General features: G+C 70.6%; 22 protein-coding genes. 8 read left to right on the forward strand and 14 right to left on the reverse strand.

The annotated features are described in order from the left end of the window. Nucleotides 1–71 precede the first annotated feature (71 nt). Nucleotides 72–1,529, reverse strand: a complete 1,458-nt coding sequence (locus tag ACWCQS_RS03680) for a menaquinone biosynthesis decarboxylase (protein WP_451002898.1) — start codon at nucleotides 1,527–1,529, stop codon at nucleotides 72–74. Between the two features lie 75 nt (nucleotides 1,530–1,604). On the opposite strand from ACWCQS_RS03680, the gene ACWCQS_RS03685 reads away from it, so the two are divergent. Then, nucleotides 1,605–1,892 (forward strand): PLD nuclease N-terminal domain-containing protein, encoded by a 288-nt coding sequence (locus ACWCQS_RS03685; RefSeq protein ID WP_451002899.1) that lies wholly within the window; start codon nucleotides 1,605–1,607, stop codon nucleotides 1,890–1,892. Further along, entirely contained in the window at nucleotides 1,892–2,782 is an 891-nt protein-coding gene (locus ACWCQS_RS03690) for a LysR family transcriptional regulator (RefSeq protein WP_451002900.1), read from the forward strand. Before ACWCQS_RS03685 ends, ACWCQS_RS03690 begins: the two co-directional genes overlap by 1 nt. On the opposite strand, the gene ACWCQS_RS03695 is transcribed toward ACWCQS_RS03690, so the two are convergent. The 5 genes from ACWCQS_RS03695 to ACWCQS_RS03715 all read right to left on the reverse strand — a co-directional run bounded on the left by ACWCQS_RS03695 (nucleotide 2,670) and on the right by ACWCQS_RS03715 (nucleotide 7,828). Continuing rightward, nucleotides 2,670–3,626: a DMT family transporter gene (locus ACWCQS_RS03695; RefSeq protein WP_451002901.1), complete on the reverse strand. Its 957-nt coding sequence runs from the start codon at nucleotides 3,624–3,626 to the stop codon at nucleotides 2,670–2,672. The genes ACWCQS_RS03690 and ACWCQS_RS03695 overlap by 113 nt on opposite strands. A gap of 92 nt (nucleotides 3,627–3,718) precedes the next feature. Further along, nucleotides 3,719–4,474, reverse strand: a complete 756-nt coding sequence (locus ACWCQS_RS03700; RefSeq protein WP_451002902.1) for a hypothetical protein — start codon at nucleotides 4,472–4,474, stop codon at nucleotides 3,719–3,721. Further along, nucleotides 4,461–6,098: a substrate-binding domain-containing protein gene (locus ACWCQS_RS03705; RefSeq protein WP_451002903.1), complete on the reverse strand. Its 1,638-nt coding sequence runs from the start codon at nucleotides 6,096–6,098 to the stop codon at nucleotides 4,461–4,463. Before ACWCQS_RS03705 ends, ACWCQS_RS03700 begins: the two co-directional genes overlap by 14 nt. Continuing rightward, entirely contained in the window at nucleotides 6,095–7,396 is a 1,302-nt protein-coding gene (locus ACWCQS_RS03710; RefSeq protein WP_451002904.1) for a hypothetical protein, read from the reverse strand. Before ACWCQS_RS03710 ends, ACWCQS_RS03705 begins: the two co-directional genes overlap by 4 nt. Before the next feature lie 99 nt (nucleotides 7,397–7,495). Beyond that, a complete protein-coding gene (locus ACWCQS_RS03715; protein WP_451003021.1) occupies nucleotides 7,496–7,828 on the reverse strand; it encodes an ArsR/SmtB family transcription factor in 333 nt (110 codons plus the stop codon). 101 nt (nucleotides 7,829–7,929) lie between these two features. Between ACWCQS_RS03715 and ACWCQS_RS03720 the strand changes: the two genes are divergently transcribed. The 6 genes from ACWCQS_RS03720 (at nucleotide 7,930) to ACWCQS_RS03745 (ending at nucleotide 13,178) form a co-directional block, all read left to right on the forward strand. After that, a complete protein-coding gene (locus tag ACWCQS_RS03720; protein WP_451002905.1) occupies nucleotides 7,930–8,904 on the forward strand; it encodes a quinone oxidoreductase family protein in 975 nt (324 codons plus the stop codon). 232 nt (nucleotides 8,905–9,136) lie between these two features. Continuing rightward, nucleotides 9,137–9,745, forward strand: coding sequence for a DUF6232 family protein (locus ACWCQS_RS03725; RefSeq protein ID WP_451002906.1), 609 nt, complete (start codon nucleotides 9,137–9,139; stop codon nucleotides 9,743–9,745). Beyond that, nucleotides 9,742–10,098 carry a hypothetical protein gene (locus tag ACWCQS_RS03730; RefSeq protein WP_451002907.1) on the forward strand — a complete coding sequence of 119 codons (357 nt, stop codon included), beginning with the start codon at nucleotides 9,742–9,744 and terminating at the stop codon, nucleotides 10,096–10,098. Before ACWCQS_RS03725 ends, ACWCQS_RS03730 begins: the two co-directional genes overlap by 4 nt. A 108-nt stretch (nucleotides 10,099–10,206) precedes the next feature. Next, nucleotides 10,207–10,656 (forward strand): nucleoside deaminase, encoded by a 450-nt coding sequence (locus tag ACWCQS_RS03735; RefSeq protein ID WP_388619289.1) that lies wholly within the window; start codon nucleotides 10,207–10,209, stop codon nucleotides 10,654–10,656. After that, nucleotides 10,649–11,614, forward strand: a complete 966-nt coding sequence (locus ACWCQS_RS03740) for an isopenicillin N synthase family dioxygenase (protein ID WP_451002908.1) — start codon at nucleotides 10,649–10,651, stop codon at nucleotides 11,612–11,614. Before ACWCQS_RS03735 ends, ACWCQS_RS03740 begins: the two co-directional genes overlap by 8 nt. 157 nt (nucleotides 11,615–11,771) lie before the next feature. Continuing rightward, nucleotides 11,772–13,178 (forward strand): condensation domain-containing protein, encoded by a 1,407-nt coding sequence (locus tag ACWCQS_RS03745; protein WP_451002909.1) that lies wholly within the window; start codon nucleotides 11,772–11,774, stop codon nucleotides 13,176–13,178. A gap of 14 nt (nucleotides 13,179–13,192) precedes the next feature. Here the strand turns inward: ACWCQS_RS03745 and ACWCQS_RS03750 are convergent, their stop codons facing one another. The 8 genes from ACWCQS_RS03750 to hemL all read right to left on the reverse strand — a co-directional run bounded on the left by ACWCQS_RS03750 (nucleotide 13,193) and on the right by hemL (nucleotide 21,457). Further along, nucleotides 13,193–13,672 carry a hypothetical protein gene (locus ACWCQS_RS03750; RefSeq protein ID WP_451002910.1) on the reverse strand — a complete coding sequence of 160 codons (480 nt, stop codon included), beginning with the start codon at nucleotides 13,670–13,672 and terminating at the stop codon, nucleotides 13,193–13,195. Nucleotides 13,673–13,697: 25 nt separating this feature from the next. Further along, the gene (gene ccsB, locus ACWCQS_RS03755) at nucleotides 13,698–14,798 is read right to left on the reverse strand and encodes a c-type cytochrome biogenesis protein CcsB (protein ID WP_451002911.1); all 1,101 of its coding nucleotides are present in this window, start codon (nucleotides 14,796–14,798) and stop codon (nucleotides 13,698–13,700) included. Next, complete coding sequence (gene resB / locus ACWCQS_RS03760) at nucleotides 14,795–16,522, reverse strand: cytochrome c biogenesis protein ResB (protein ID WP_451002912.1); 1,728 nt, start codon at nucleotides 16,520–16,522, stop codon at nucleotides 14,795–14,797. The genes ccsB and resB overlap by 4 nt, the downstream gene beginning before the upstream one ends. 3 nt (nucleotides 16,523–16,525) lie before the next feature. Next, nucleotides 16,526–17,296 carry a cytochrome c biogenesis CcdA family protein gene (locus tag ACWCQS_RS03765; RefSeq protein WP_451002913.1) on the reverse strand — a complete coding sequence of 257 codons (771 nt, stop codon included), beginning with the start codon at nucleotides 17,294–17,296 and terminating at the stop codon, nucleotides 16,526–16,528. A gap of 1 nt (nucleotide 17,297) precedes the next feature. Continuing rightward, nucleotides 17,298–17,888 carry a TlpA family protein disulfide reductase gene (locus tag ACWCQS_RS03770; RefSeq protein ID WP_451002914.1) on the reverse strand — a complete coding sequence of 197 codons (591 nt, stop codon included), beginning with the start codon at nucleotides 17,886–17,888 and terminating at the stop codon, nucleotides 17,298–17,300. A gap of 118 nt (nucleotides 17,889–18,006) precedes the next feature. After that, nucleotides 18,007–19,272 (reverse strand): hypothetical protein, encoded by a 1,266-nt coding sequence (locus ACWCQS_RS03775; protein WP_451002915.1) that lies wholly within the window; start codon nucleotides 19,270–19,272, stop codon nucleotides 18,007–18,009. Between the two features lie 149 nt (nucleotides 19,273–19,421). Beyond that, nucleotides 19,422–20,081: a histidine phosphatase family protein gene (locus ACWCQS_RS03780; protein WP_451003022.1), complete on the reverse strand. Its 660-nt coding sequence runs from the start codon at nucleotides 20,079–20,081 to the stop codon at nucleotides 19,422–19,424. A gap of 59 nt (nucleotides 20,082–20,140) precedes the next feature. After that, the gene (hemL, locus tag ACWCQS_RS03785) at nucleotides 20,141–21,457 is read right to left on the reverse strand and encodes a glutamate-1-semialdehyde 2,1-aminomutase (protein ID WP_451003023.1); all 1,317 of its coding nucleotides are present in this window, start codon (nucleotides 21,455–21,457) and stop codon (nucleotides 20,141–20,143) included. Nucleotides 21,458–21,519: the final 62 nt, after the last annotated feature.

A 21,519-nucleotide genomic window follows, 5' to 3' on the forward strand; every position in this document is an offset into this window, starting at 1 on the left:
CTCCGGATCATCCCCGCGGCGGCGGGGAAACCCCGTCTCCGCGCTGCCCCGCACCATCATGTCGGTGCCCTTCACAGTCCGTACTCCTTCCAGCGCCGAGTCACCCGTTCGGCCGTATCCGGGTCCGACAGGACCATGTCCGGCCAGCCCCCGTCGCGGGTGTAGCCCTCCTCGGGCCACTTCTTCGTCGCGTCGATCCCCGCCTTGCCGCCCCAGAACTGCTGGTAGGAGGCGTGGTCCAGATGGTCGACGGGGCCTTCTACGACCGTGAGGTCACGGGCGTAGTCGGTGTTGCCGAGGGCCCGCCAGGCGACCTCGTGCAGATCGTGCACGTCGCAGTCGGAGTCCACGACGACGATCAGCTTGGTCAGGGACATCATGTGCGCCCCCCAGATCGCGTGCATCACCTTCTGCGCGTGCTTGGGGTACTTCTTGTCGATCGAGACGATCGCACAGTTGTGGAACCCGCCGGCCTCGGGCAGGTGGTAGTCCACGATGTCCGGGACGATGATCTTCAGCAGCGGGAGGAAGAAACGCTCCGTCGCGCGGCCGAGGGGCCCGTCCTCCGTCGGGGGCCGGCCGACCACGATCGACTGGAGCAGCGGGCGCTTCCGCATGGTCACGCAGTCGATCTTCAGCGCGGGGAACGGCTCCTGCGGGGTGTAGAAGCCGGTGTGGTCGCCGAAGGGGCCCTCGGGCAGCATCTCGCCCGGCTCCAGCCAGCCCTCCAGGACGACCTCGGCGTTCGCCGGCACCTGGAGCGGCACCGTCTTGCAGTCGACCATCTCGATCCGCCTGCCCGCGATGAACCCGGCGAACAGGTACTCGTCGATGTCGCCGGGGAGGGGCGCGGTGGAGGCGTAGGTGACGGCCGGGGGGCAGCCGAAGGCGATGGCGACGGGCAGCCGCTCGCCCCTCCGGGCGGCCACCTGGTAGTGGTTGCGGCTGTCCTTGTGGATCTGCCAGTGCATGCCGATGGTGCGCCGGTCGTGGCGCTGGAGGCGGTAGAGCCCGAGGTTGCGGATGCCCGTCTCCGGGTCCTTGGTGTGGGTGAGCCCCAGGTTGAAGAAGGAGCCGCCGTCCTTCGGCCAGGTGAACAGCGCCGGGAGCCGGTCGAGGTCCACCTCGTCGCCGTGCAGGACGACCTCCTGCACGGGGGCATGGTCGGATTTCACCTTCTTCGGCGGCACGTGGGTCATCGCGCCCAGCTTGCCGAAGGCCTCGCGCACGCCGACGAAGCCGTGCGGCAGCTCGGGCCGGAGCAGGCCGCCGATCTTCTCGGAGATCTCGCCGTACGACTTCAGGCCCAGGGCCTTCAGCAGGCGGCGGTCGGTGCCGAAGACGTTCATGGCCAGCGGCATCGCCGAGCCCTTCACGTTCTCGAAGAGCAGGGCGGGGCCGCCGGACTTCTGCACCCGGTCGACGATCTCCCCGACTTCCAGATACGGGTCGACCTCGGCCTTGATGCGCTTGAGGTCGCCCTCGCGCTCCAGCGCCCGCAGCAGGGAGCGAAGATCGTCGTAAGCCATGTGTCCCAGTATCTGCCACCCGATACCCTGGCTCGGTCACCGGGGCCGTCTCACTTCGTCGGGGGATCGCACGCCATGCTCAGGTATCTGCCGTTCCTGCTGGTGCTGGCGCTGTGGATCTACGCCTTCGTGGACTGCCTGAACACCCCGGAGGAAGAGGTGCGGCATCTGCCGAAGGTGGTGTGGGTGATCATCATCCTGCTCTTCGGCGAGGTGCTGGTCGGTCCGGTCGCCTGGCTGATCACCGGCAAGGCGCGGCAGCCGGTCCCGGCGGGCGGTGCCGCGCCCGGGCAGTGGGTCGCGCCCGACGACAACCCCGAGTTCCTCAAGTCCCTGAACAAGGACGACCCCGAGCAGGCCTGATGGAACTCCGGCTGCTCGTCACCTTCGAGAAGGTCGCCACGGTGCTGAGCTTCACCCAGGCCGCGGCCGAGCTGTCGTATGCGCAGTCCAGCGTGACCGGCCAGATCCGCACCCTGGAGTCCGCCCTCGGCGTCGAGTTGTTCGACCGGCTCGGCAGCCGGATCCGGCTCACCGAGGCCGGTGAGCGGCTGCTGCCGTACGCCCGGCAGATCATCGAGCTGACCGAGGAGGCCCGGGCGGCCGTCGTCGAGCCGGCGGAGCCCGCCGGCACCCTCACCGTCGGGACCATGGAGTCGCTCACCTCCTACCGGCTGCCGCCGCTGCTGGAGTACTTCCACCACCGCCACCCCAGGGTGCGGCTGGCGCTGCGCACCACCATCGGCGACGAGACGCGCCAGGCGCTGCGTCAGGGCACGTACGACGTCGGGTTCCTGATGGAGGAGCGGACCGAGCACCCGGGACTGGAGAGCGCGGTGCTCGCGGTGGAGCCGCTGGCGCTGGTCGCGGCGCCCGGGCACGCGCTGAGCGACTCCGCCGTGCCGACCGCCGCCCTGACGGACCAGCCGCTGCTGGCCACCGAGCCGGGGTGCGCCTACCGGGACCTGTTCGAGCGCGAGCTGAAGTCCTTCGGGGACGTGGAGTTCATGGAGTTCGGCACGATCGAGGCCACCAAGCGCGCGGCGGCGGCCGGCCTCGGGATCGCGCTGCTGCCCGAGGTGACGGTCGCCGCCGAACTCGCGGAGGGCTCTCTCGTACGACTGGACTGGGAGCCGCCGTTCACGCTTCGCACGCAGCTGGCGTGGCGGGCCGGGAAGCGGCTTCCGGCGCACGCCCGGCTGTTCGTGGAGCAGGCGCGGCGACTGGTCGCCGAGCAGGACGGGCGAGGGTGACCTTGAGGCTCGCCGTCACGATCAGCGGGACGCCCAGCGCCTGGACGAGCCCGATGTGGTGGCCGTAGACCAGCCAGTCCATCAGCATCGCCACGGCCGGGTACACGAAGGCCAGTACGGCGATCTTCGCGGTCGGCAGCTTGGCGTACGCGGCGTACATGAGGACGTACATCACCCCGGTGTGGATCAGCCCGAGCCCGACGAGCCAGCCCCACCTCCAGCCGGTGCCGCTCATCGCGCCGAAGTCCGCGAAGGGCAGCAGCAGCGGGATGCCGACGAGGACCTGGACGAGGGCGATCAGGTGCGGGCGGACACCGGTGATCCGCTTGGTCACCAGGGTGGACAGGCCGTAGAGCAGGGCGGCGAGGAGGGCCTGGCCGATGCCGAGCAGATAGGTGCCGCCGCTCGCGAAGTCGGCGGGGGTGACGCCGGAGACGAGGACCAGCCCGGCGAAGGCGAGGGCGATCCAGCCGACCTTCGCGGCGGTGATCCGCTCGCGGAACAGCAGGGCGCCGAGGAGGACCACGTAGAAGGGCTGGGTGTGGTACACGACCGTGGCCACGGAGATGGACGTGTTCTCGTACGCCGAGAACAGCAGCACCCAGTTGAAGACGATGAACACCCCGCCCAGGACGGCGAGTCCGAGGGTGCGGCGGGTGAAGCCGTGGTCGCGCAGCAGGCCGCGGGCGGCGACATAGCCGCCGAGGGCGAGGGCGCCGAACAGGACGCGGAAGAAGACGACGTCGAAGGGCGAGGCACCCGACTCGACGACGAAGACGCCGAGGGTGCCGGAGAGCATCATGGCGGTGGTCAGCTGGGCCGTGCCCCTGGTCTCTGAGGTCATGCCGATGACGCTACGAGCGGCCGCCGGTGCCGGTCCACGCGCCGGTGCGGGGCGCTGCCGATGGGGGTATCGGCGGTGCCGATACCCCCAGTTCACTGGAAGACGGCCACCGGGTACTGGAGCACGACCTCGCGGGTGTCGGGGCGCCAGGTCGTCACCTTGCCCAGACAGTGGGCCTGGAACTGGCCCTCGGGCAACTGCCGGCCCGGGGGGCGCAGCCCGGCGGGGCGCAGGACGACCCGCAGGCGCGCGGACTGCTCGCCGTCTCCGTAGGGGGCCCGCATCACCAGGGTCTCGCCCTGCGGGTCCTGGGCCTCGAACCGGCCGGTGATCATGACGAATTCGCCGATCTCGCTGAGCACCACGTCATTCGTGACCCCGGCGCCGAGGAGGGCGCGGTTCGGTGTGACCGTCGCGGATTCCGGCCGCAGCCGCACCTGGGCGAGCCCGTCCCCGCGCTGCAGGACGGACAGCAGCAGCCCGATCACCTGTATCGGCTGGCTGTCCTCGACGTACTTGGCGACGATCTCGGTGGTTCGGTCCCCGGTGAGCTGGAACATCAGGGACAGCACCGGAATCGCCGCCAGGCAGCCGGTGTTGCGCACGTTCCGCTCCTCGACCTCCTTGCGCAGCGCCGCCTGGTGATTGCGCATCTTGAACACGTCCATGACGGCGTCGTTGTCCAGGTACAGCGGAAGGTAGTGGGGGTCCTCGGGCGTCCTCCGGATTCGCACGAGGGCCCGCCGTACGACGAGCACGGCCAGCACGAGCAGGTCGGCGAAGGCCGCCAGCCACCAGATCATCGCGCCCCACCAGGCGCTCCACCAGGTGCCGTCAAGAACAGCCACGGATCTCCTTGAACGCGGTGGACAGGGACGAGTGACGGGCGTCGACCATGCGGCCGCCGGTGACGGAGGCGACCTGGCGCAGTTCGGCCGCGTCGGCGTCGCCGAAGTGGACGGGGTAGGTGTGCACGGCGCGGGCGTCGGCGGGCCGGGACCGGTAGCGGCTGACGAAGGTCGCGCGGTCGATGCCGGCGTTGTTCTCGCCGTCGGTCATCAGCACGATGGCCACGGCCCGCCCCGGGTCCTCGCGCAGGGCCCGCTCGGCGGCGCCGTAGCCGTGGTCGAGGGCGGACCAGACGGCCGTCGAGCCGTCGTAGCCGCCGTGGGAGACGAAGTCCGTCAGGGCCGTGAGGTCGGCGCCGCCGTGCACGGTGACGGTGCGTTCGTCCAGCGGGCGCCCGCCGAAGCGGATCACGGTCAGCCGCTCGCCCTGGTAGAAGCGCACGAACTTGCCGGTGGCGGAGGAGTCCGCGCCGCTGAGCCCCGCGAACGCGGCTTTGAGCGCGGTGGTCCGGGAGCCGCGCATGGAGGCGGAGAAGTCCAGCAGGAAGATCACCTGGTCGGCGACGCGGCGCCGGGGGTCGCCGTAGTCGGCCAGCAGCCGGTCGAGGACGGCCGGGTCGTCCGGGAAGTACAGGGCGTTGTCCAGGGGCGCGGTGAGCCGGGGGTCGCGGGTCACGGCGGTGCTGACCGGGCGGCGCAGGGTCCTCCGCATGATCTCCCGCTGGTGGCCGGCGGCGGTCAGCCACTGCACCACGCGGTCGTAGGCGTCCCGGCGGGCGGGGTCGAGCAGCAGCAGCGGATAGTCGGACAGCACCATGCCGTCGGCGGGGTGGACGATCTCCAGGGGCTGCTTGAGGCGGCCGGAGGCGTTCAGGGTGAGCAGTTCGGACTCGTAGGTGATCAGGGCGTTGGTGCGGCCGGGGTGCTCGGCGAAGGAGTCCAGCAGGGCGTGGGAGCTCTCGGCGGTGAGGGTCTGCCCGGAGCGGAAGCCGCGCAGCCGGTCGCAGCTGACGTCCTGCGGGCGCAGCGCGCTGCCGGTGCCGGCCGCGGCGGTGGCGACGCCGACCAGCGCGGCGAGCCCGCTGTTGCTGTGCCGGGGGTCGGCCATGCCGAAGCGTACGGTGCCGGTGGCGGCGGCGTCGGCGAGGTCCGCCCAGGACAGGCGGCCGCCGGGCGCCTCGGCGCGCAGGGTGCGGGCCACATCCGCAGTGAGGCCGACGACGACCGGGGAGCGCATGATCGAGGTGCTCTGCACGACGGTGGCCGGGTGGGTCCCGGCGGCGGCCTTCTTGGCCTTCAGCCGGAAGTAGCGGTCGGAGGAGAGCCAGGCCAGGTCGTAGGAGTGGCGGCCGGTCAGCAGGGTGTCGCTCGCGTCGTTGGTCGGCCGGTAGTCCAGGTCCAGGCGGACCCCGGTGTCCTGCCGGAGCTGGTCCAACAGGGGTTCCATGTCGGTGAGTTCGTCGCTGGCGAGGACGTGCAGGGTGGTGTCGGGGCCGCCGCCCCCGCCGGAGCAGGAGACGAGACCGCCGAGCGCGGCGAGCAGGACCAGGCAGAGGGCGAGTCGCAAGGCAGGGCGGAGGCCGCGGGGGCGGCACAGGGCGGTCATCGGTCCGCGGGCGGTCATGGCGCCTCCCCGCCGGCCGCCGACCGGGGCACGGGGTCGCAGTCGCCGACGATCTCTATCATCTTCTCCAGCAGGTCGAGCCGGGGCAGCACCGCCTTGGTGTCGTCGTCCGACAGGACGGGCGCCTGGATGTGGTGGTCGGTGAGGAACCGGGTCAGCGAGTCGCTGGTGGCGGAGGCGCCCTCGGCGTCCCGGACCCGGAAGCCCAGCTCCATCGCCCGCTGCTGCAGCGCCGGGTCCTTGCTGATCAGGTCGCCGAGCCGGTCGCCGGCCGCGGTGAGCGCGATGAGCTGCGGCTCGGTGATGAACCGGGCCGACGGGTAGAGCAGCACGCGCTCGCTGTCGATGTGCCCGGTGCCGGCCTGGGTGGCGATCTGGTGGGCCAGGAACTGGTGCTCGTAGATCACCGCGATCGGCGCGATGCTCTTGCCCTCGGCGGAGACGTAGGTCTCGTTCTTCTCGGAGGACGGCATGCCCTGGTCGTTGAGGAGGAGCCTTATCCGCTCGGCGAACCGGGTCGCCTCGGCCGTGTCCTGCGGGATGTTGTCGTGGTTCCAGACGTAGGAGACGAGCCCCAGATAGGTGCCGGCGGAGTTGGCCTCGCAGATGTCCGAGGTCTGGGCGAGCACCTTGTTGCCGTTGTGGATGCCGTACCGGTCGATGCCGACGCGGTGGCCGTTCCGGTCGGTGCCGAGCAGGTCCCAGCGGCGGCCGTCGGCGGTGGCCTGCAGGAACTTCTGCATGTTCAGTGAGTAGTAGAGCGGCTTGGACCCGGTGGGCACGCCCGGTAACGGGGTGGCGATCCCGGCGTCCTGCAGCGTCTCGGCGTACTCGCGGTAGGTGCCGAGGACGACCGGGCTGACGAACGGGCGGTACGTCGTCGCCGGGTGGCCCTCGGCCGCGCGCTTCCTGGTGATCAGGTCGGCGGCGGGCTGCCCGGAGGGGAAGACGACGTCGTAGCCGTCGTAGCTCTGGGCGGCGATACCGCGCGAGCCCATGCGGGTGATGTGCACCCGGAAGCCGTGCCGGACGAGCAGCCGCTGGACCTCGGGATCCTCGAAGTAGTCGGCCTTCGAGGCCATCTTGGCCTCGATCGTGACGATGTGGGTGAAGGGCAGGCCGACATGGCCCTGGGCGAGGACGACGATCGCGCACAGGGCGGTGACGGCGGCGACGGCGCGCGGGAACCACCGCCGTGCCGTGGAGCCGCGCGTGGGCGCGACCACCGGCTCCCCGACCCGCAGGCGGGGCTCGCCGGTCTGACGGGGTCTCTCGGTCTCGGCTCTGTGTGTGGCCACCCGTGTCTCCTGCGTCAGCGGGGACAGGATCGTCCGCCGCCCGGACGATGGCGAAGGGAACGCCCAACCAACTTGAACCGAAGGAAATGTGAAGGTCCGTCAGAAATTGCTGTCGGTGCGCAGCACGAGGTCGAGCAGCCCCGGGAAGCGGGCGTCGAACTCGGCCCGGCGCAGCCGGTTGACCCGCCGGGGACCCTCGTCCCGCTGCTCCACCAGCCCGGCCCCGCGCAGCACCGCGAAGTGGTGGCTGAGGGCGGCCTTGCCGACCGGCACGTCGAAGCTGCCGCAGCTGCGGGTCCAGTCGCCGGAGCCGGCCAGCTCCCGGACCAGGGTGAGGCGTACGGGGTCGGCGAGGGCGGCGAGCGCCGTGAGGAGGGGCACCTCGTCGGGGTGGGTGTGTTCCGGGGCGGCCCGGTGACTGCCGGTGGTCACTGCCACGCTCCCCTCTTCCGCTTGCCGAGTGTTCGATGAAAACCATACACTCACGAGTGTTCGCTTTTGATTGAACAGTCGAGTCGAGCCAGGGGTGTGGCATGCGCGCGATGGAGTTCCAGGAGTACGGCGGTCCCGAGGTGCTGCAGGTGGTGACGGCCGAGGTGCCGGAGCCCGGCCCCGGGCAGGTGAGCATCGACGTGGCCTACACCGGCGTGAACTTCGCCGACCTCAAGGCCCGCGCGGAGGGCTACCGGGTGCCCGCACTGCCGTACGTCCCCGGCCTGGAGGTCTCCGGCCGGGTCCGCGCGCTCGGCGCGGGCGTCACGGGTCTCACCGTCGGCCAGGAGGTGGTCGCGCTCACCGAGGGCGGCGCCTACGCGGAGGTGGCGGTGGCCGAGGCGGCGACCGTCTTCCCGGTCCCCGCCGGCCTGGACCTGCGCACCGCCGCGACCCTGCCGACGGTGCTGCCCACGGCCTACGCCCTCGTCCACACCGTCGGCCGGCTCCAGCCCGGCGAGTCGGTCCTCGTCCAGGGCGCGGCCGGCGGGGTCGGCACGGCGGTCGGGCAGCTCGCGCGGGCGGCGGGCGCCGGGGCGGTGTACGGCGTGGTGTCCTCGGCCGCGAAGGCCGCCCACGCCAAGAGCCACGGCTACGACGAGGTGTTCGTCGGCGCCTTCCAGGAGCCGGTGCGCGCGGCGACCGGGGGGCGCGGCGCCGACCTGGTGCTGGACCCCGTCGGCGGCGACACCCTGCGCGCCGGACTGGCCTCGCTGGCGGTCTTCGGGCGTCTGGTCTCCTACGGCAACGCGAGCGGCGCCGAGCCGTGGAGCGTGGGCCAGCCCGAGCTGTACCCGCTCGGTGTCTCGGTCTCCGGCTTCTCCATCCTGAACCTGGCCCGGACCGCGCCGGACGCGCTGCGCCGGCTGTCGGAGCGGGCGTTCGCGAAGGCGGTCGACGGCACGGTGACCCTGCCGGTGACGGCCGAGTTCCCGCTCGACCGGGCGGCGGAGGCGCACCGGCTGATGGGAGGGCGGTCGAGCACGGGGAAGCTGCTGTTGCGGGTGGCTGACTGATTTACCGTCAACTTCTTCCGGACCCAGGGAACTTCGCGATTCATAACGACTTGCCATCCCCGAGCAGGGTGTTGTTAATGGTCGTCACTGAGTTGCGAGGGATCGCCTGACCTCTGGGGGACAGAAGCAGATGCAGAACGGCCAGCCACCCGAGCGCCCGGCCCAGGATCCGCCACCCGTACCCACGCGGCCGACGTCCGCACCCACCGCGCCGCCCGCTGCGCCGGCCACCGTGCCCACCGCTGCGCCGGGCATGCCGGACGTCCCCGCGCCACCGGCTCATCCGGCGCCGGTCCGGGTCGATCTCCGGGTCAGCAAGCGGATCCTGTGGATCGGGGCGGCGGTGTACCCGCTGCACAACATCGCCCGCGTCTACACCTTCGTCATGCGCCCCAAGCGCAAGGAGGCGGTGCTTCGGTTCCTGCGGTACACCGCCGTGACGATGATCGTCGGCTTCCTCGCGATGCTGCCGGGACTGCTGGCCTCCATCAACGCGGGCGGAGGGGACGGCAACTCCGGTGCCGCCGGCTATGTCGTTTTCGTCTGGATCGTTGCCGCCCTCGCCGAGATCTACTTCCTGATCGAGATGGTCGGCGTCCTGACCGCCGCCCCGCAGCACGTCCTCGCGATCGAGACCTCGGGCGCCTCGACCGCGCTGGTCACCAGCCAGAACGCGCAGTACCTGGACCAGATCGTCGGCCAGATCTCCTACGCCATCGATCATCCGGACGTCGAGTTCAAGGTCACGGTGGAGAGCCTCACCGTCTCGCCGAAGAACTACTACTTCGGCGACAACGTCAACATGTACGGCGGCAGCGGAAACGTGGGGATCGGCGCATGAGCGGCTCGAACAACTACTACTACGGCGACAACGTGAACATGTACGGCGGCCAGGGCAACCAGGGCATCGTCAAGAACCAGACGGGCGCCGGAGCCGGGCAGCAGGACCCGGCCCTGGTCGCCGCCCTCGCCGAACTGCACCGGCTGATCGCCGAGTTGCGGGCCCAGGTGCCGACGCCCAGCGCCCAGCTCCTGGACGAGTCCCTGCCCGCCCTCAGCCCCGACGCCACCGTGCCCGCGCAGGAACGGCACCGAGCGCTGATGGCCATCGCGGGGATCGCCACCACGGTCGGGGCCGTCGGCCAGCCGGTGGCCGAGGCGGTACGGGCGGTCATCGGGATGATCAGCGGGTAGCCGGCGCGCGGGTGACCGCCGCGGGGTGCTCCGCCGTGCCGGGTGAGTTCCCAGCGCCCCTTCGGGGCGCTGTTGCCCCGCCACTCCCCCGCCCAGCACAGTGAAGCCATGGACGAACGACAGGCCCGCGCCTGGCTCGCCACCGCCGTAGCAGAGGCCCGTGCCGGGCTGGAAGAGGGCGGGATCCCCATCGGCGCCGCGCTGTACGCCCCGGACGGCACCCTCCTCGGCCGGGGCCGCAACCGCCGGGTGCAGGACGGCGACCCCTCGATGCATGCCGAGACGGCCGCGTTCCGGGCGGCGGGGCGGCAGCGCACGTACCGCGGCACGACCATGGTCACCACCCTCTCCCCCTGCTGGTACTGCAGCGGCCTGGTCCGCCAGTTCGGTATCTCCCGGGTGGTGATCGGCGAGGCCACCACCTTCCACGGCGGCCACGAGTGGCTGGCCGGGCACGGCGTGGAGATCCTGGTCCTGGAGGACCCCGAGTGCGTGACGATGATGCGCGCCTTCGTCAAGGACAACCCCGAGCTGTGGAACGAGGACATCGGTGACTGACGCGCGTGTTCCCACCATCGACCTGCGCCCCTGGCTGGCCGGCGACGAGGCGGCTCGGGCCGGCCTCGCCCGTACCGTCGACCAGGCGCTGCAGACAGCCGGATTCCTTCTGGTCACCGGGCACGGGGTGGAGCCGGGGCTGCGGACGGGGATTCGGCGGGCGGCGCGGGAGTTCTTTCTGCTGCCCGTCGAGGTCAAGCAGCGGTACGAGGCGAAGGTCGGCGGCCGGGGCTGGCTCGGGCCCGGTGCCGAGGCCAACGGGTACGCGGAGGGGACCGAGACACCGCCCGACCTGAAGGAGTCGCTGACCTTCGCGACGGACGAGCCGTTCGAGGACCCGGTGGTCAACGCCGAGTGGTACGCGCCCAACGTGTGGCCGGCCGAGGTGCCGGAGCTCCGGGAGCTGTGCATGGCGTATCTGGCGCGCATGGCCGCCCTGGAGAAGGAGCTGCTGTCGCTGCTGGGATACGCGCTCGGGCTCGAACCCGACTTCTTCTCCCGGCACATGGACCGTCCGACGTACGGCTTCAACATCAACTGGTATCCCGGGACGGACGTCGTCGGCGAGCCGCTGCCGGGGCAGTTCCGGATCGGGCCGCACACCGACTTCGGCACCGTGACCGTCCTGGACCGGCAGGCCGGGAAGGGCGGGCTTCAGGTGTACACCGACGCCGGCGGCTGGGAGGACGCGCCGTACGACCCGGCCGCCTTGACCATCAACGTCGGTGACCTGCTGGCCCGTTGGACCGGCGACCGGTGGCGCTCCGGGCGGCACCGGGTGCTGCCCCCGCCCGTCGACGCGCCCGCCGAGGAGCTGATGTCGCTCGTGTACTTCGGCGAGTGCAACCCGGGCACCCGCGTGGAGTCCGTGCCGGCGCCGGTGGGCCGGGTGGCGTACCCGCCGGTCGACTCGCATGTGTACCTGCGCGAGAAGCTGGACTCGATCACCGTCGGGTGAACCTGACCCCGGCGCCTCACCGTCGGTTATTCACTTCCGCGTTCGGCCTGCCACCCGTTCCGTTGAAATGAACCCGACGGGCATGTCCCGGCCGCGTCCCACGGCATTGCGTTGCAGGGGGCCCGCACTCAGGGGCCCCTTCTGCGATGGGAGACGCGTGCGAATCACTGACATCCAGCGCTGCGAGGTCCGGCCGGGACGGCTCGTCGAGTGGACCCTGAGCCCGGCGACCGTGGCGGCGGCGACCGCGCTCCCGGAGGACTCCCGGCCCCCCGCCTACATCCAGGAGTCGCACATCAGGACCGCGAGGTGCGTCCGGGAGAACGGGCTGTTCGTGCCGACCTGGCTCGGCACCGCCTTCGACCTGCCGGGCCCGGTCGACCTCGACGTGCTCCAGGACGCGCTGCGCGCCTGGACGGTACGGCACGAGACACTGCGCAGCGGCTTCCGCTGGGCCGGTGACGAACCGCGCCGGTTCACCCTCGACGCCGCCGACGTGTCACTGCAGCGCCGGGACGCCGGCGACTTCCCGGACGCGGACGAGCTGGTGCGGCACCTCCAGGACCGTTTCGACATCGTCGCGGACGCGCTGCGCTGGCCGAACCTGATCTACACGGCGGTGGTACGGGACGACGGCGCCACCGTGTTCCTGGCCTTCGACCACAGCAACGTCGACGCCTACTCCCTGACCCGGATCGCCGCCGAGGTGCACGAGCTGTACACGGCGGGCCCGACCGGCACCGGCCCCGACTCCCGGGCCCCGGTGGCCAGTTACGTCGACTTCTGCGAGCTGGAGCGGGCCGACGCGGACGGCATCGATGCGCGGCACGCGATCGTCGGCCGCTGGCGCGAGTTCATCCGGCGCTGCGACGGCATGCTGCCGGGCTTCCCGGTCGACCTCGGCCTGGAGCCGGGCGGGCCGCTGCCCAGGCAGCAGATGCTGTGCGAGCCGCTGGCGGACGCGGCCGAGGCGGCGGCCTTCGAGGCGTACTGCCGTCCCTACGGCGGCAGCATGCTCGGTCTGCTGGCCGCGACCGGGCTGATCGTGCACGAGCTGGGCGGGCAGCCGGTGTACCGGACCGTGGTGCCGTTCCACACCCGGGTGAAGTCGCGCTGGAGCGACTCGGTGGGCTGGTACGTGGGCGGCGCCCCGATCGAGGTCCCGGTGGGCCGTACGACGGGCTTCCCGGACACCCTGCGGGCGGTGCGCGCGCAGTTGCAGGCCAACCGCTCGCTGGCCCGGATGCCGCTGGCCCGGGTGCTGAGCCTGCTCGGCGCGGACTTCCGGCCGACCTCGCCGGACCTGTACTCGATCGTCTCCTACGTCGACACCCGGACCGTCCCCGGCGCCGAGCACTGGGCCGAGCAGCGGGCGCACGCGCTGCTGCGGGTGTCGTACGGCGACCAGGTGTGCGTGTGGGTGAACCGGCTGCACGAGGGGCTGTGGCTGGCGAGCCGGTATCCGGACACCGATGCGGCGGCGAAGAACCTGCGGCTCTATGTCGAGCGACTGCGCGACCACATCGCCTCGGTGACCCACGGCACCCTGACCGCGGCGTCCTGAGCGCCTGGGCCGCCCTAGGTGAACTGACCGGGAAGGGGCTCCGAAGGCTCCGAGGGCGCGGGGGGCTGTGGGGGCCGGTATGCCGCGAGGCCCTGCGCGGACTCCAGGATGGCGATCAGGCGTTCGAATCTGTCGCGCCAGCCGGACTCCGACGCCGCCTCGCCCTGGAACTCGTGGGTGAAGCGCAGCACGCTCTCGCCGGCGCCACCCCGCTCCAGATGGAACCGGATCCGGCCGCCGCCCTCGACGGTGTACTCCGCGACCCGGTCCACGTCCCAGGCGGTGACCCGGCCGGAGCCCAGGTCACGCAGGGTGACCGCGCCGTCGAGGCGGGGCTGCAGAACGTCGACGGCGGTGCACCACGCCCCGAGTCCCTCGGGGGTGGCCACCGCCGGCCAGACGTCTTCCATGGGCCTCGGGAGCCGCACCAGGAAGTGGAGTATGTGCGTGTTCCCGTGGGTCTGGCTGGTGCCCTGTGCGATGGAACCGCTCATGACACCAGTGTGGGCGACCCTCGGCTCACACGCCCGCGTAGGAGTGCTTGCCGCTGACGAAGATGTTGACGCCGTAGTAGTTGAACAGCCAGCAGCCGAAGGCGATCATCGCCAGATAGGCGGCCTTGCGGCCCTTCCAGCCGGCTGTGGCGCGGGCGTGCAGGTAGCAGGCGTAGGCGACCCAGGTGATGAAGGACCAGGTCTCCTTCGGGTCCCAGTTCCAGTAGCGGCCCCAGGCGTCACCGGCCCAGATCGCACCCGCGATGATCGTGAACGTCCACAGCGGGAACACCGCGGCGTTGACCCGGTAGGCGAACTTGTCCAGCGAGGCCGAGGCAGGCAGCCGCTCCAGGACCGAGGTGGCGAAGGCACCCGGCTTGCCGCCGGTCTGCAGCTTGGTCTCGTACGAGTCCTTGAACAGGTACAGGATCGTGGCGACCGCGCCGACGTAGAACACCGCGCCGCAGAAGATCGCGGTGGAGACGTGGATGTACAGCCAGTACGAGTGCAGGGCCGGCACCAGCTGGTCGCTCGCGGTGTACAGGACGGTGACCGCGAGGCCCAGGTCGAGCAGGACCGTGGTGATCAGGAACAGCCCGAGCCAGCGCACGTTCTTCTTCAGCGCCAGCAGCGCGAGGTACACGCCGACGGCCACCGTGGAGAAGGTGATGTTGAACTCGTACATGTTGCCCCACGGCGCCCGCTGCACGGAGGCCGCGCGGGCGGCGACACCGGCCAGCTCCACCAGGAAGGCGAGCACGGTGAGCGAGACGGCGATCCGCCCGTAGAGGTCGCCCTGCGCGTCCCCGCCGTGCGCACCCGGCCCGTCCGGCACATCACGGGCACCGGAGGCCGAGCGGACGACGACCTTGGGACGCTCCAGCACGGCCGTACCGCCGGCCTGCTTGACGGTGACGGCGGGAGCCTTCGCGGAGGTCTCCGACTGAGCCGTCAGCGCGGCGGCCGTACGGGCCACCTTGCTGCGGCTGCCGAAGAGCCATTCGGCGATGTACGCGAAGAAGGCCAGCGTGTAGACGGCCATCGACGAGTAGATCAGCGTGTTGCTGATGCTCGCCAGGTGTTCGTTGGTCACGGCGGCGAGATCGGTTGCGGCGGCGAGAGTCACTTCTCAGCCCCTTCGGCAGGTACGACTGGGGTGTCGGGGGATTCTGAAGAGTGGTCGTCGGGGTCGGGTGCCCCCGGCGCCTGGTCGTAGAGGATTCCGGCGAGGTCGCCCAGTTCCTCGGGCACCTTGGCGGACTCGCTGCGGCCCAGCCCGGCCATCTCGACGACCGTCACGCCGTCGGCGCCGCGCACCGCGCGCACCCACACCCGGCGCCGCTGGATGAACAGCGAGGCGGCCAGGCCGAAGATCGCGGTGAGGGCACCGCCGAGCGCCCAGCCGCTGCCGGGCTCCTGGACGATCTCGAAGCCGGCCCACTCCTTGATGTCCTTCTCGAAGGTGATGGACCCGGCGCCGTTCGGCAGCGTGAGCGTGTCGCCCGGCTGGAGGAGCTTCTTCAGCAGCTGGCCCTTGCTGTCCTTGAACGCCTTCATGTGCGTCTTGTCCAGCTGGTACACGCTCTGCGGGATGCCCGCGTTCACGCTGCCGAGGTCGCCGTGGTAGGCGTTCACCGCGAGCAGCGGGTTCACCAGTGCCGGGAACTGGGAGAGCATCGTGCCGCTCTTCGGGTCGAAGGTCGGCACGAAGAAGGCCTGGAAACCGAGCTGTTCCGACTGGCCCTGGGCGTTCCTGTAGCCGTCCATCACCTTGATCACACCGTTGGAGGTGACGTTTCCGTCGAGCGGCAGCAGCGGCACGGCGTCGTGGAAGACCTCGTTGCCCTTGCCGTCGCGGACGGTGATGACCGGCGCGTAGCCGTGGCTGACGAGGTAGACCTTGGAGTCGCCGATGTGCAGCGGCTGATTGACCTTGATGGTGGTCGACTTCTGCTTGCCGTACGCGCCCTCGGTGTAGTCGATCTTCGCCTGGTAGGTGCGCGGGGTGCCCCGGTTGGGACCGCTGACCTCGTAGGTGCCCCTGAAGTCCTTCAGGTCGAAGCTGAACGGCACGAGGTCGTCGTTCTGGAACAGGCTGCCGGACTTGAAGTCGTCGTACTGCGACAGCGCGTTGGAGAAGCCGTCGCCCTCGACCACCAGCTTGGTGCCGTCCGACTTGTACAGCTGGCCGGAGGCGAAGGCGATCAGCAGCACGATCAGGGCGATGTGGAAGGCCAGGTTACCCAGCTCGCGCAGATAGCCCTTCTCGGCGGCGACGGCGTCACCGGCGACATGGGCGCGGAAGCGGCGCTTCTTCAGCAGGGCGAGCGCGGCCTCGCGCACCTGCTCGGGCTCGGCGGTCGTACGCCATGTCGTGTAGGCCGGCAGCCGGTTCAGCCGCTTGGGGGCGCCCGGCGGCCGGCCGCGCAGCTGGCCGACGAACTGCCAGGTGCGCGGGACGATGCAGCCGATGAGGGAGACGAACAGCAGGATGTAGATCGCGGAGAACCACACCGAGCTGTAGACGTGGAACAGGCCGAGCTTGTCGTAGACCGGCGCGAGCGTCTTGTGGGCCTTGCGGAAGTCGTCGACCTTGTTCAGGTCGGCGCCGGTCTGCGGGATGAGCGAGCCGGGGATCGCGCCGAGCGAGAGCAGCAGGAGCAGCAGCAGCGCGACCCGCATGGAGGTCAGCTGCCGCCAGAACCAGCGGGCCCAGCCGATGACGCCGAGGCCGGGCGCGACGGAGAGTTCCTCCGCCGGGGCGGTGGACAGCTGGGAGCCGGCCGCGCCGAGGTCCTCCTGATCGGGGCTCGCCTGGTCCTGGCTCTTGTCGGTTTCGGTTGTGCTCATCGATCAGATCCCCACAGTGAAGCCGTCGGACCAGGTCTGCACCTGCTGCACCAGACTGTCCCAGGCGCCGGTCAGCAGCAGCACACCGGTCGCGATCATCATCGTGCCGCCGATGCGCATCACCCAGACATAGTGGCGCTTGACCCAGCCGAACGCGCCGAGTGCCTTGCGGAAGGCGATCGCGGTGAGCACGAAGGGGACGCCGAGGCCGAGGCAGTAGGCGACGGTCAGTATGGCCCCCCGGCCGGCGCTCGCCTGCTGGGAGGACAGGGCGATGACGGAGGCGAGGGTCGGGCCGATGCAGGGGGTCCAGCCGACCCCGAACAGGGCGCCGAGCAGGGGCGCGCCGATCAGACCGGCCGTCGGGCGCCGGTGGAAGCGGAACTCACGCTGGGTCAGCCAGGGCATCAGCCCCATGAAGAAGACGCCCAGCAGGATCATGAGCACGCCGAGCACCTTGGACAGCGTGTCCTTGTACTCCTGCAGGGTGGAGCCGAAGAAGCCGAACAGCGCGCCGCCGGAGACGAACACGGCGGTGAAGCCGAGGACGAACAGGAGGGCACCGGTGGCCATCCGCCCGCGCCTGGCCTCGGCCAGGTCGGTGCCTGCGACGCCGGTGACATAGGAGAGGTAGCCGGGGACCAGGGGCAGGACGCAGGGAGAGAAGAAGGAGACGAGCCCGCCGAGCAGCGCGACCGGCAGAGCGATCAGCAGGGCGCCGCTGCGCACCGTCTCGTTCTGGCCCGTCGCGGCCAGCGTCAGGAGCGCGCTCACGTCACTTCTCCGCGAGGACCGGCTTGAGCATCTTCAGCAGGGCGGTGTCGTCGAGCGCCTCCAGGGCCCGCGCGGCGACCTTCCCCTGCTTGTCGATGACGAGCGTGGAAGGGATCAGCTGCGGGTTGAGGGTGCCCTTCTTGAAGCGGAGCATCAGCTTGCCCGCGGGGTCGTACAGGCTCGGGTAGCCGATCCCGTGCTCCTTCTCGAAGGCGACCGCGGGGGTGGTGCTGGTGTCCCGGGTGTTGATGCCGACGAACTGCACACCCTTGCCCTGGTACTGCTTCGACACCTTGGAGAAGTACTGGGCCTCCTCGCGGCACGGCCCGCACCACGAGCCCCAGACGTTGACGACGACGACCTGGCCCTTGTAGTCGGCGACGTCCAGGGTCTTGCCGTCGATGGTCTTGCCGGACAGGTCCGGGGCACCGGTGCGCTTGCCCACCGGCACGGTGTCGATGCCGTTGTGGCCGGTGACGAAGTTGGTGTTGCCACCGCCGCCGGAGGTGCCACCCTTGCCGCACGCGGACAGGGTCAGGGCCGCGACGGCGGCCACGGCGCTGAGCAGGACGGCGCGGCTACGGGTACTCATGTGAAAAGTTTCGCATGTCCGTTCCGGCGATCTGTGGCACCCCCCTGCCGGGCGGAAAACCGCATTTCAGGGCGTATTTACACGGGACATTTCCGGCACCACCCGCTTTCCGGCGGCCCTACGCCAGGAAGGTCTTCCACCCGCCCGTCGGCCGCTGCCCGACCTCCAGCGTGCGCAGCTTGGCGAGCACCTCGGGCTTCTGTACGTCCATCCAGTCGACGAACTGCCGGAAGGAGACCAGCCGTACGTCCGCGCCCTTCTCCTTCTCCCGCGCGATGTGCTTGAAGGCCTCCTCGACGGAGTCCATGTAGATGCCGCCGTTCCAGTGCTCGAAGTGGTTGCCTATGAAGAACGGCGCCCGGTTTGTCTCGTATGCCCGCTGGAAGCCCGCTATGTACGACTGCGCGGACTGCTGGCGCCAGCCCGGGTAGTTGTAGGCGGGCGCCTTGGTGGAGTTCACGGACTGGTTGGCGAGCATGTTGTAGTCCATGGACAGGACCTCGAAACGGCGCCCCGGGAAGGGGATCAGCTGCAGCGGCAGGTCCCAGATCCCGAGCCGCTTCACCGGCCACACCTGACGGCCGCCCGGCGAGGAGGCGTCGTACCGCCAGCCCAGCTCGCGGGCGGTGGGCAGCAGTTGGTTCTGCCCGAGCAGACAGGGCGTACGGCCGCCGACCAGCTCCTTGTCGTAGTCGAAGGGCAGTGAGGGCAGGTCGTGCCAGCCGGTGTTGGTCCGCCACTGCTTCACGAACGACTTGGCCTGCTCGATCTCGCTCCGCCACTGCTGTGGCGTCCACCACTTGACCGAGCCGTGGACCTCGCCGCAGAAGTGCCCGTTGAAGTGGGTGCCGATCTCGTGGCCCTCCAGCCAGGCGCGGCGGACGTTGGCCAGCGTGGCCTTGATGTGGGGGTCGCTGAAGTAGCCGATGGCGGAGGCGCCGCGCGGGTTGTTCGGCGGGTCGTACATCCGCTTCTTCGACTCGGGCAGCAGATACAGCCCGGAGAGGAAGAAGGTCATGCTCGCGCCGTGCTCCTTGGCGAGGTCCAGGAAGCGCGGGAACAGCCCGTTGCCGACCTCGCCGGCGCCGTCCCAGGAGAAGATCACGAACTGCGGCGGGGTCTGGCCGGGCTCCAACGGCTCGGGCCTGGCCGGCTGGTGCGGCTGCTTGCCCGTGAAGGACGTGGAGCCGTCCCCGATCGGCCGGCCGGCAGGCGCCTTGGGCTCCGGGTCCTGGCCGTCCTTCCCCTGACCGGAACCGTTCGCGTGCCCCGCACCGTCCGATGGTGTGTGGCTCCCGCAGCCGACGAGGGTGGCGGCGGCCGCCGCGCCCGCGCCGATGCCGAGCAGTCCCCTGCGGGAGAGAGTCCGGGAGACGGTGCGCATGAAAATCCCCGATTCGTCGCGCGTGGTGTTAGTCACCCTGAGAGAGGGCGCGACGATCGGGGAGGTTCCTTTGATTCGTATGGTTTTCGTAACGGATACCGCAAAAGCGCGCTAAGTCACGTCAAACGGGCCGTCAGAATCCGGCGTATTCAGGCACCGAAGGCCTTCCCCTGGGCGGTGCCCTTGCCCTTCTGCGGCTTGGCACCGGCCCGCAGATGGGCCGGGACGAGATCGATGGCGGGCTCGCTGTAGCCGACCGACACGATCTTGTCGCCCAGGTAGGTGAAGGACGTCAGGGAGGCCAGCGTGCACTGCCGCTTGCGCGGGTCGTGCCACAGCCGCCGCCGCTCGACGTACGACCGCACGATCCAGATCGGCAGCTGATGGCTGACCAGCACCGCCTCGTGCCCGCGCGCCCGGTCCTTGGCCGCGTTCAGCGCGCCCATCATCCGCACGACCTGGTCGACGTACGGCTCGCCCCAGGACGGCCGGAACGGGTTGACGAGGTGCTTCCAGTTGCCGGGCCGCTGCAGCGCGCCGTCGCCGACGCCGAAGGTCTTGCCCTGGAAGACGTTGCCGGCTTCGATGAGCCGCTCGTCGGTGTCCAGGTCCAGACCGTGCGCCTTGGCGATCGGGGTGGCCGTCTCCTGCGCCCGCTCCAGCGGTGAGGCGCAGACGTACGTCACGTCCCGCGCGGCGAGGTGCTCCGCGACCCGGTCGGCCATCTGCCGCCCCAGCTCGGACAGGTGGTAGCCGGGCAGCCGCCCGTACAGAATCCCGGTCGGGTTCTCGACCTCGCCGTGCCGCATGAGATGGACGACGGTGACGTCCTTGTCCCTGCTGCTGACGCTGCTGCTGATGCTGTTGCTCACGCGGTGGCCTCCGCAGCCGCCCGGGCCGCCGCCGGAAGGGCGTCGGCGATCTTCTGGATGGCCCGCTCGTCGTGGGCCGTGGACACGAACCAGGACTCGAAGGACGACGGCGGCAGGTAGACGCCGTTCGACAGCAGCGAGTGGAAGAAGGCGGTGAAGCGGAAGGACTCCTGGCGCTTGGCGTCCTCGTAGTCGCGCACCTGCCGGTCGGTGAAGAACACCGAGAACATGTTGGAGGCCGTCTGCAGCCGGTGCGCGACGCCCTCCTTGTTCAGCGCCTCGGTGACGAGGGCCTGGATCTGCGCGGACACGGCGTTCACCGTCTCGTACGCGGCGTCGTCCAGCAGCCGCAGCTGGGCGAGCCCGGCGGCGGTGGCGACGGGGTTGCCGGAGAGCGTGCCGGCCTGGTAGACGGGCCCGGCGGGCGCCAGGTGCGCCATGACATCGGCGCGCCCGCCGAAGGCGGCGGCGGGGAAGCCGCCCCCCATCACCTTCCCGAACGTCATCAGATCGGGCTCGACCCCGTCGACCCCGTACCACCCGGCGCGGCTGGTCCGGAACCCGGTCATCACCTCGTCGGAGATGTAGAGGGCGCCGTTCTTGTGGCAGGCGTCCCTGAGCCCCTGGTTGAACCCGGGGTCCGGCGGCACGACGCCCATGTTGCCCGGCGAGGCCTCGGTGATCACGCACGCGATCTCGCCGGGGTGCCGGTGGAAGGCCTCCTGCACGGCTTCGAGATCGTTGTACGGCAGCACGATCGTGTCCCCGGCCTGCGCACCGGTGACGCCGGGGGTGTCGGGCAGCGCGAAGGTGGCGACACCGGAGCCGGCGGCGGCGAGCAGCGCGTCCACGTGCCCGTGGTAACACCCGGCGAACTTGATCACCTTGGACCGGCCGGTGAACCCGCGGGCGAGCCGGATGGCGCTCATGGTCGCCTCGGTGCCGCTGCTGACGAGCCGGACCTGCTGCACGGGCCCGACCCGGGCGACGATCTCCTCGGCGAGCGCGACCTCGCCCTCACCGGGCGTGCCGAAGGACGTACCGCGGGCGACGGCCTCCTGGACGGCGGCGATGACCTCGGGGCGCGAGTGCCCGAGGATCATGGGCCCCCAGGAGCAGACGAGGTCGACGTACTCGCGGCCGTCGGCGTCGGTGAGGTAGGGGCCCTTGCCGGACACCATGAAACGAGGCGTGCCGCCGACCGCGCGGAAGGCGCGCACCGGCGAGTTCACCCCGCCGGGCGTGACGGCGGAGGCGCGGTCGAAGAGCGCCTGGGAGGCGGGCGCGTCGTAGGGATAGGGTGTTTCGCTCAGGGCACTCATGGTGTGCGGCTTCTCCGGCTTCTCGGACTCCGGTGACTTGGGTGACCCCCTCA

It is taken from the genome of Streptomyces sp. NPDC002076 (genome assembly GCF_053593835.1).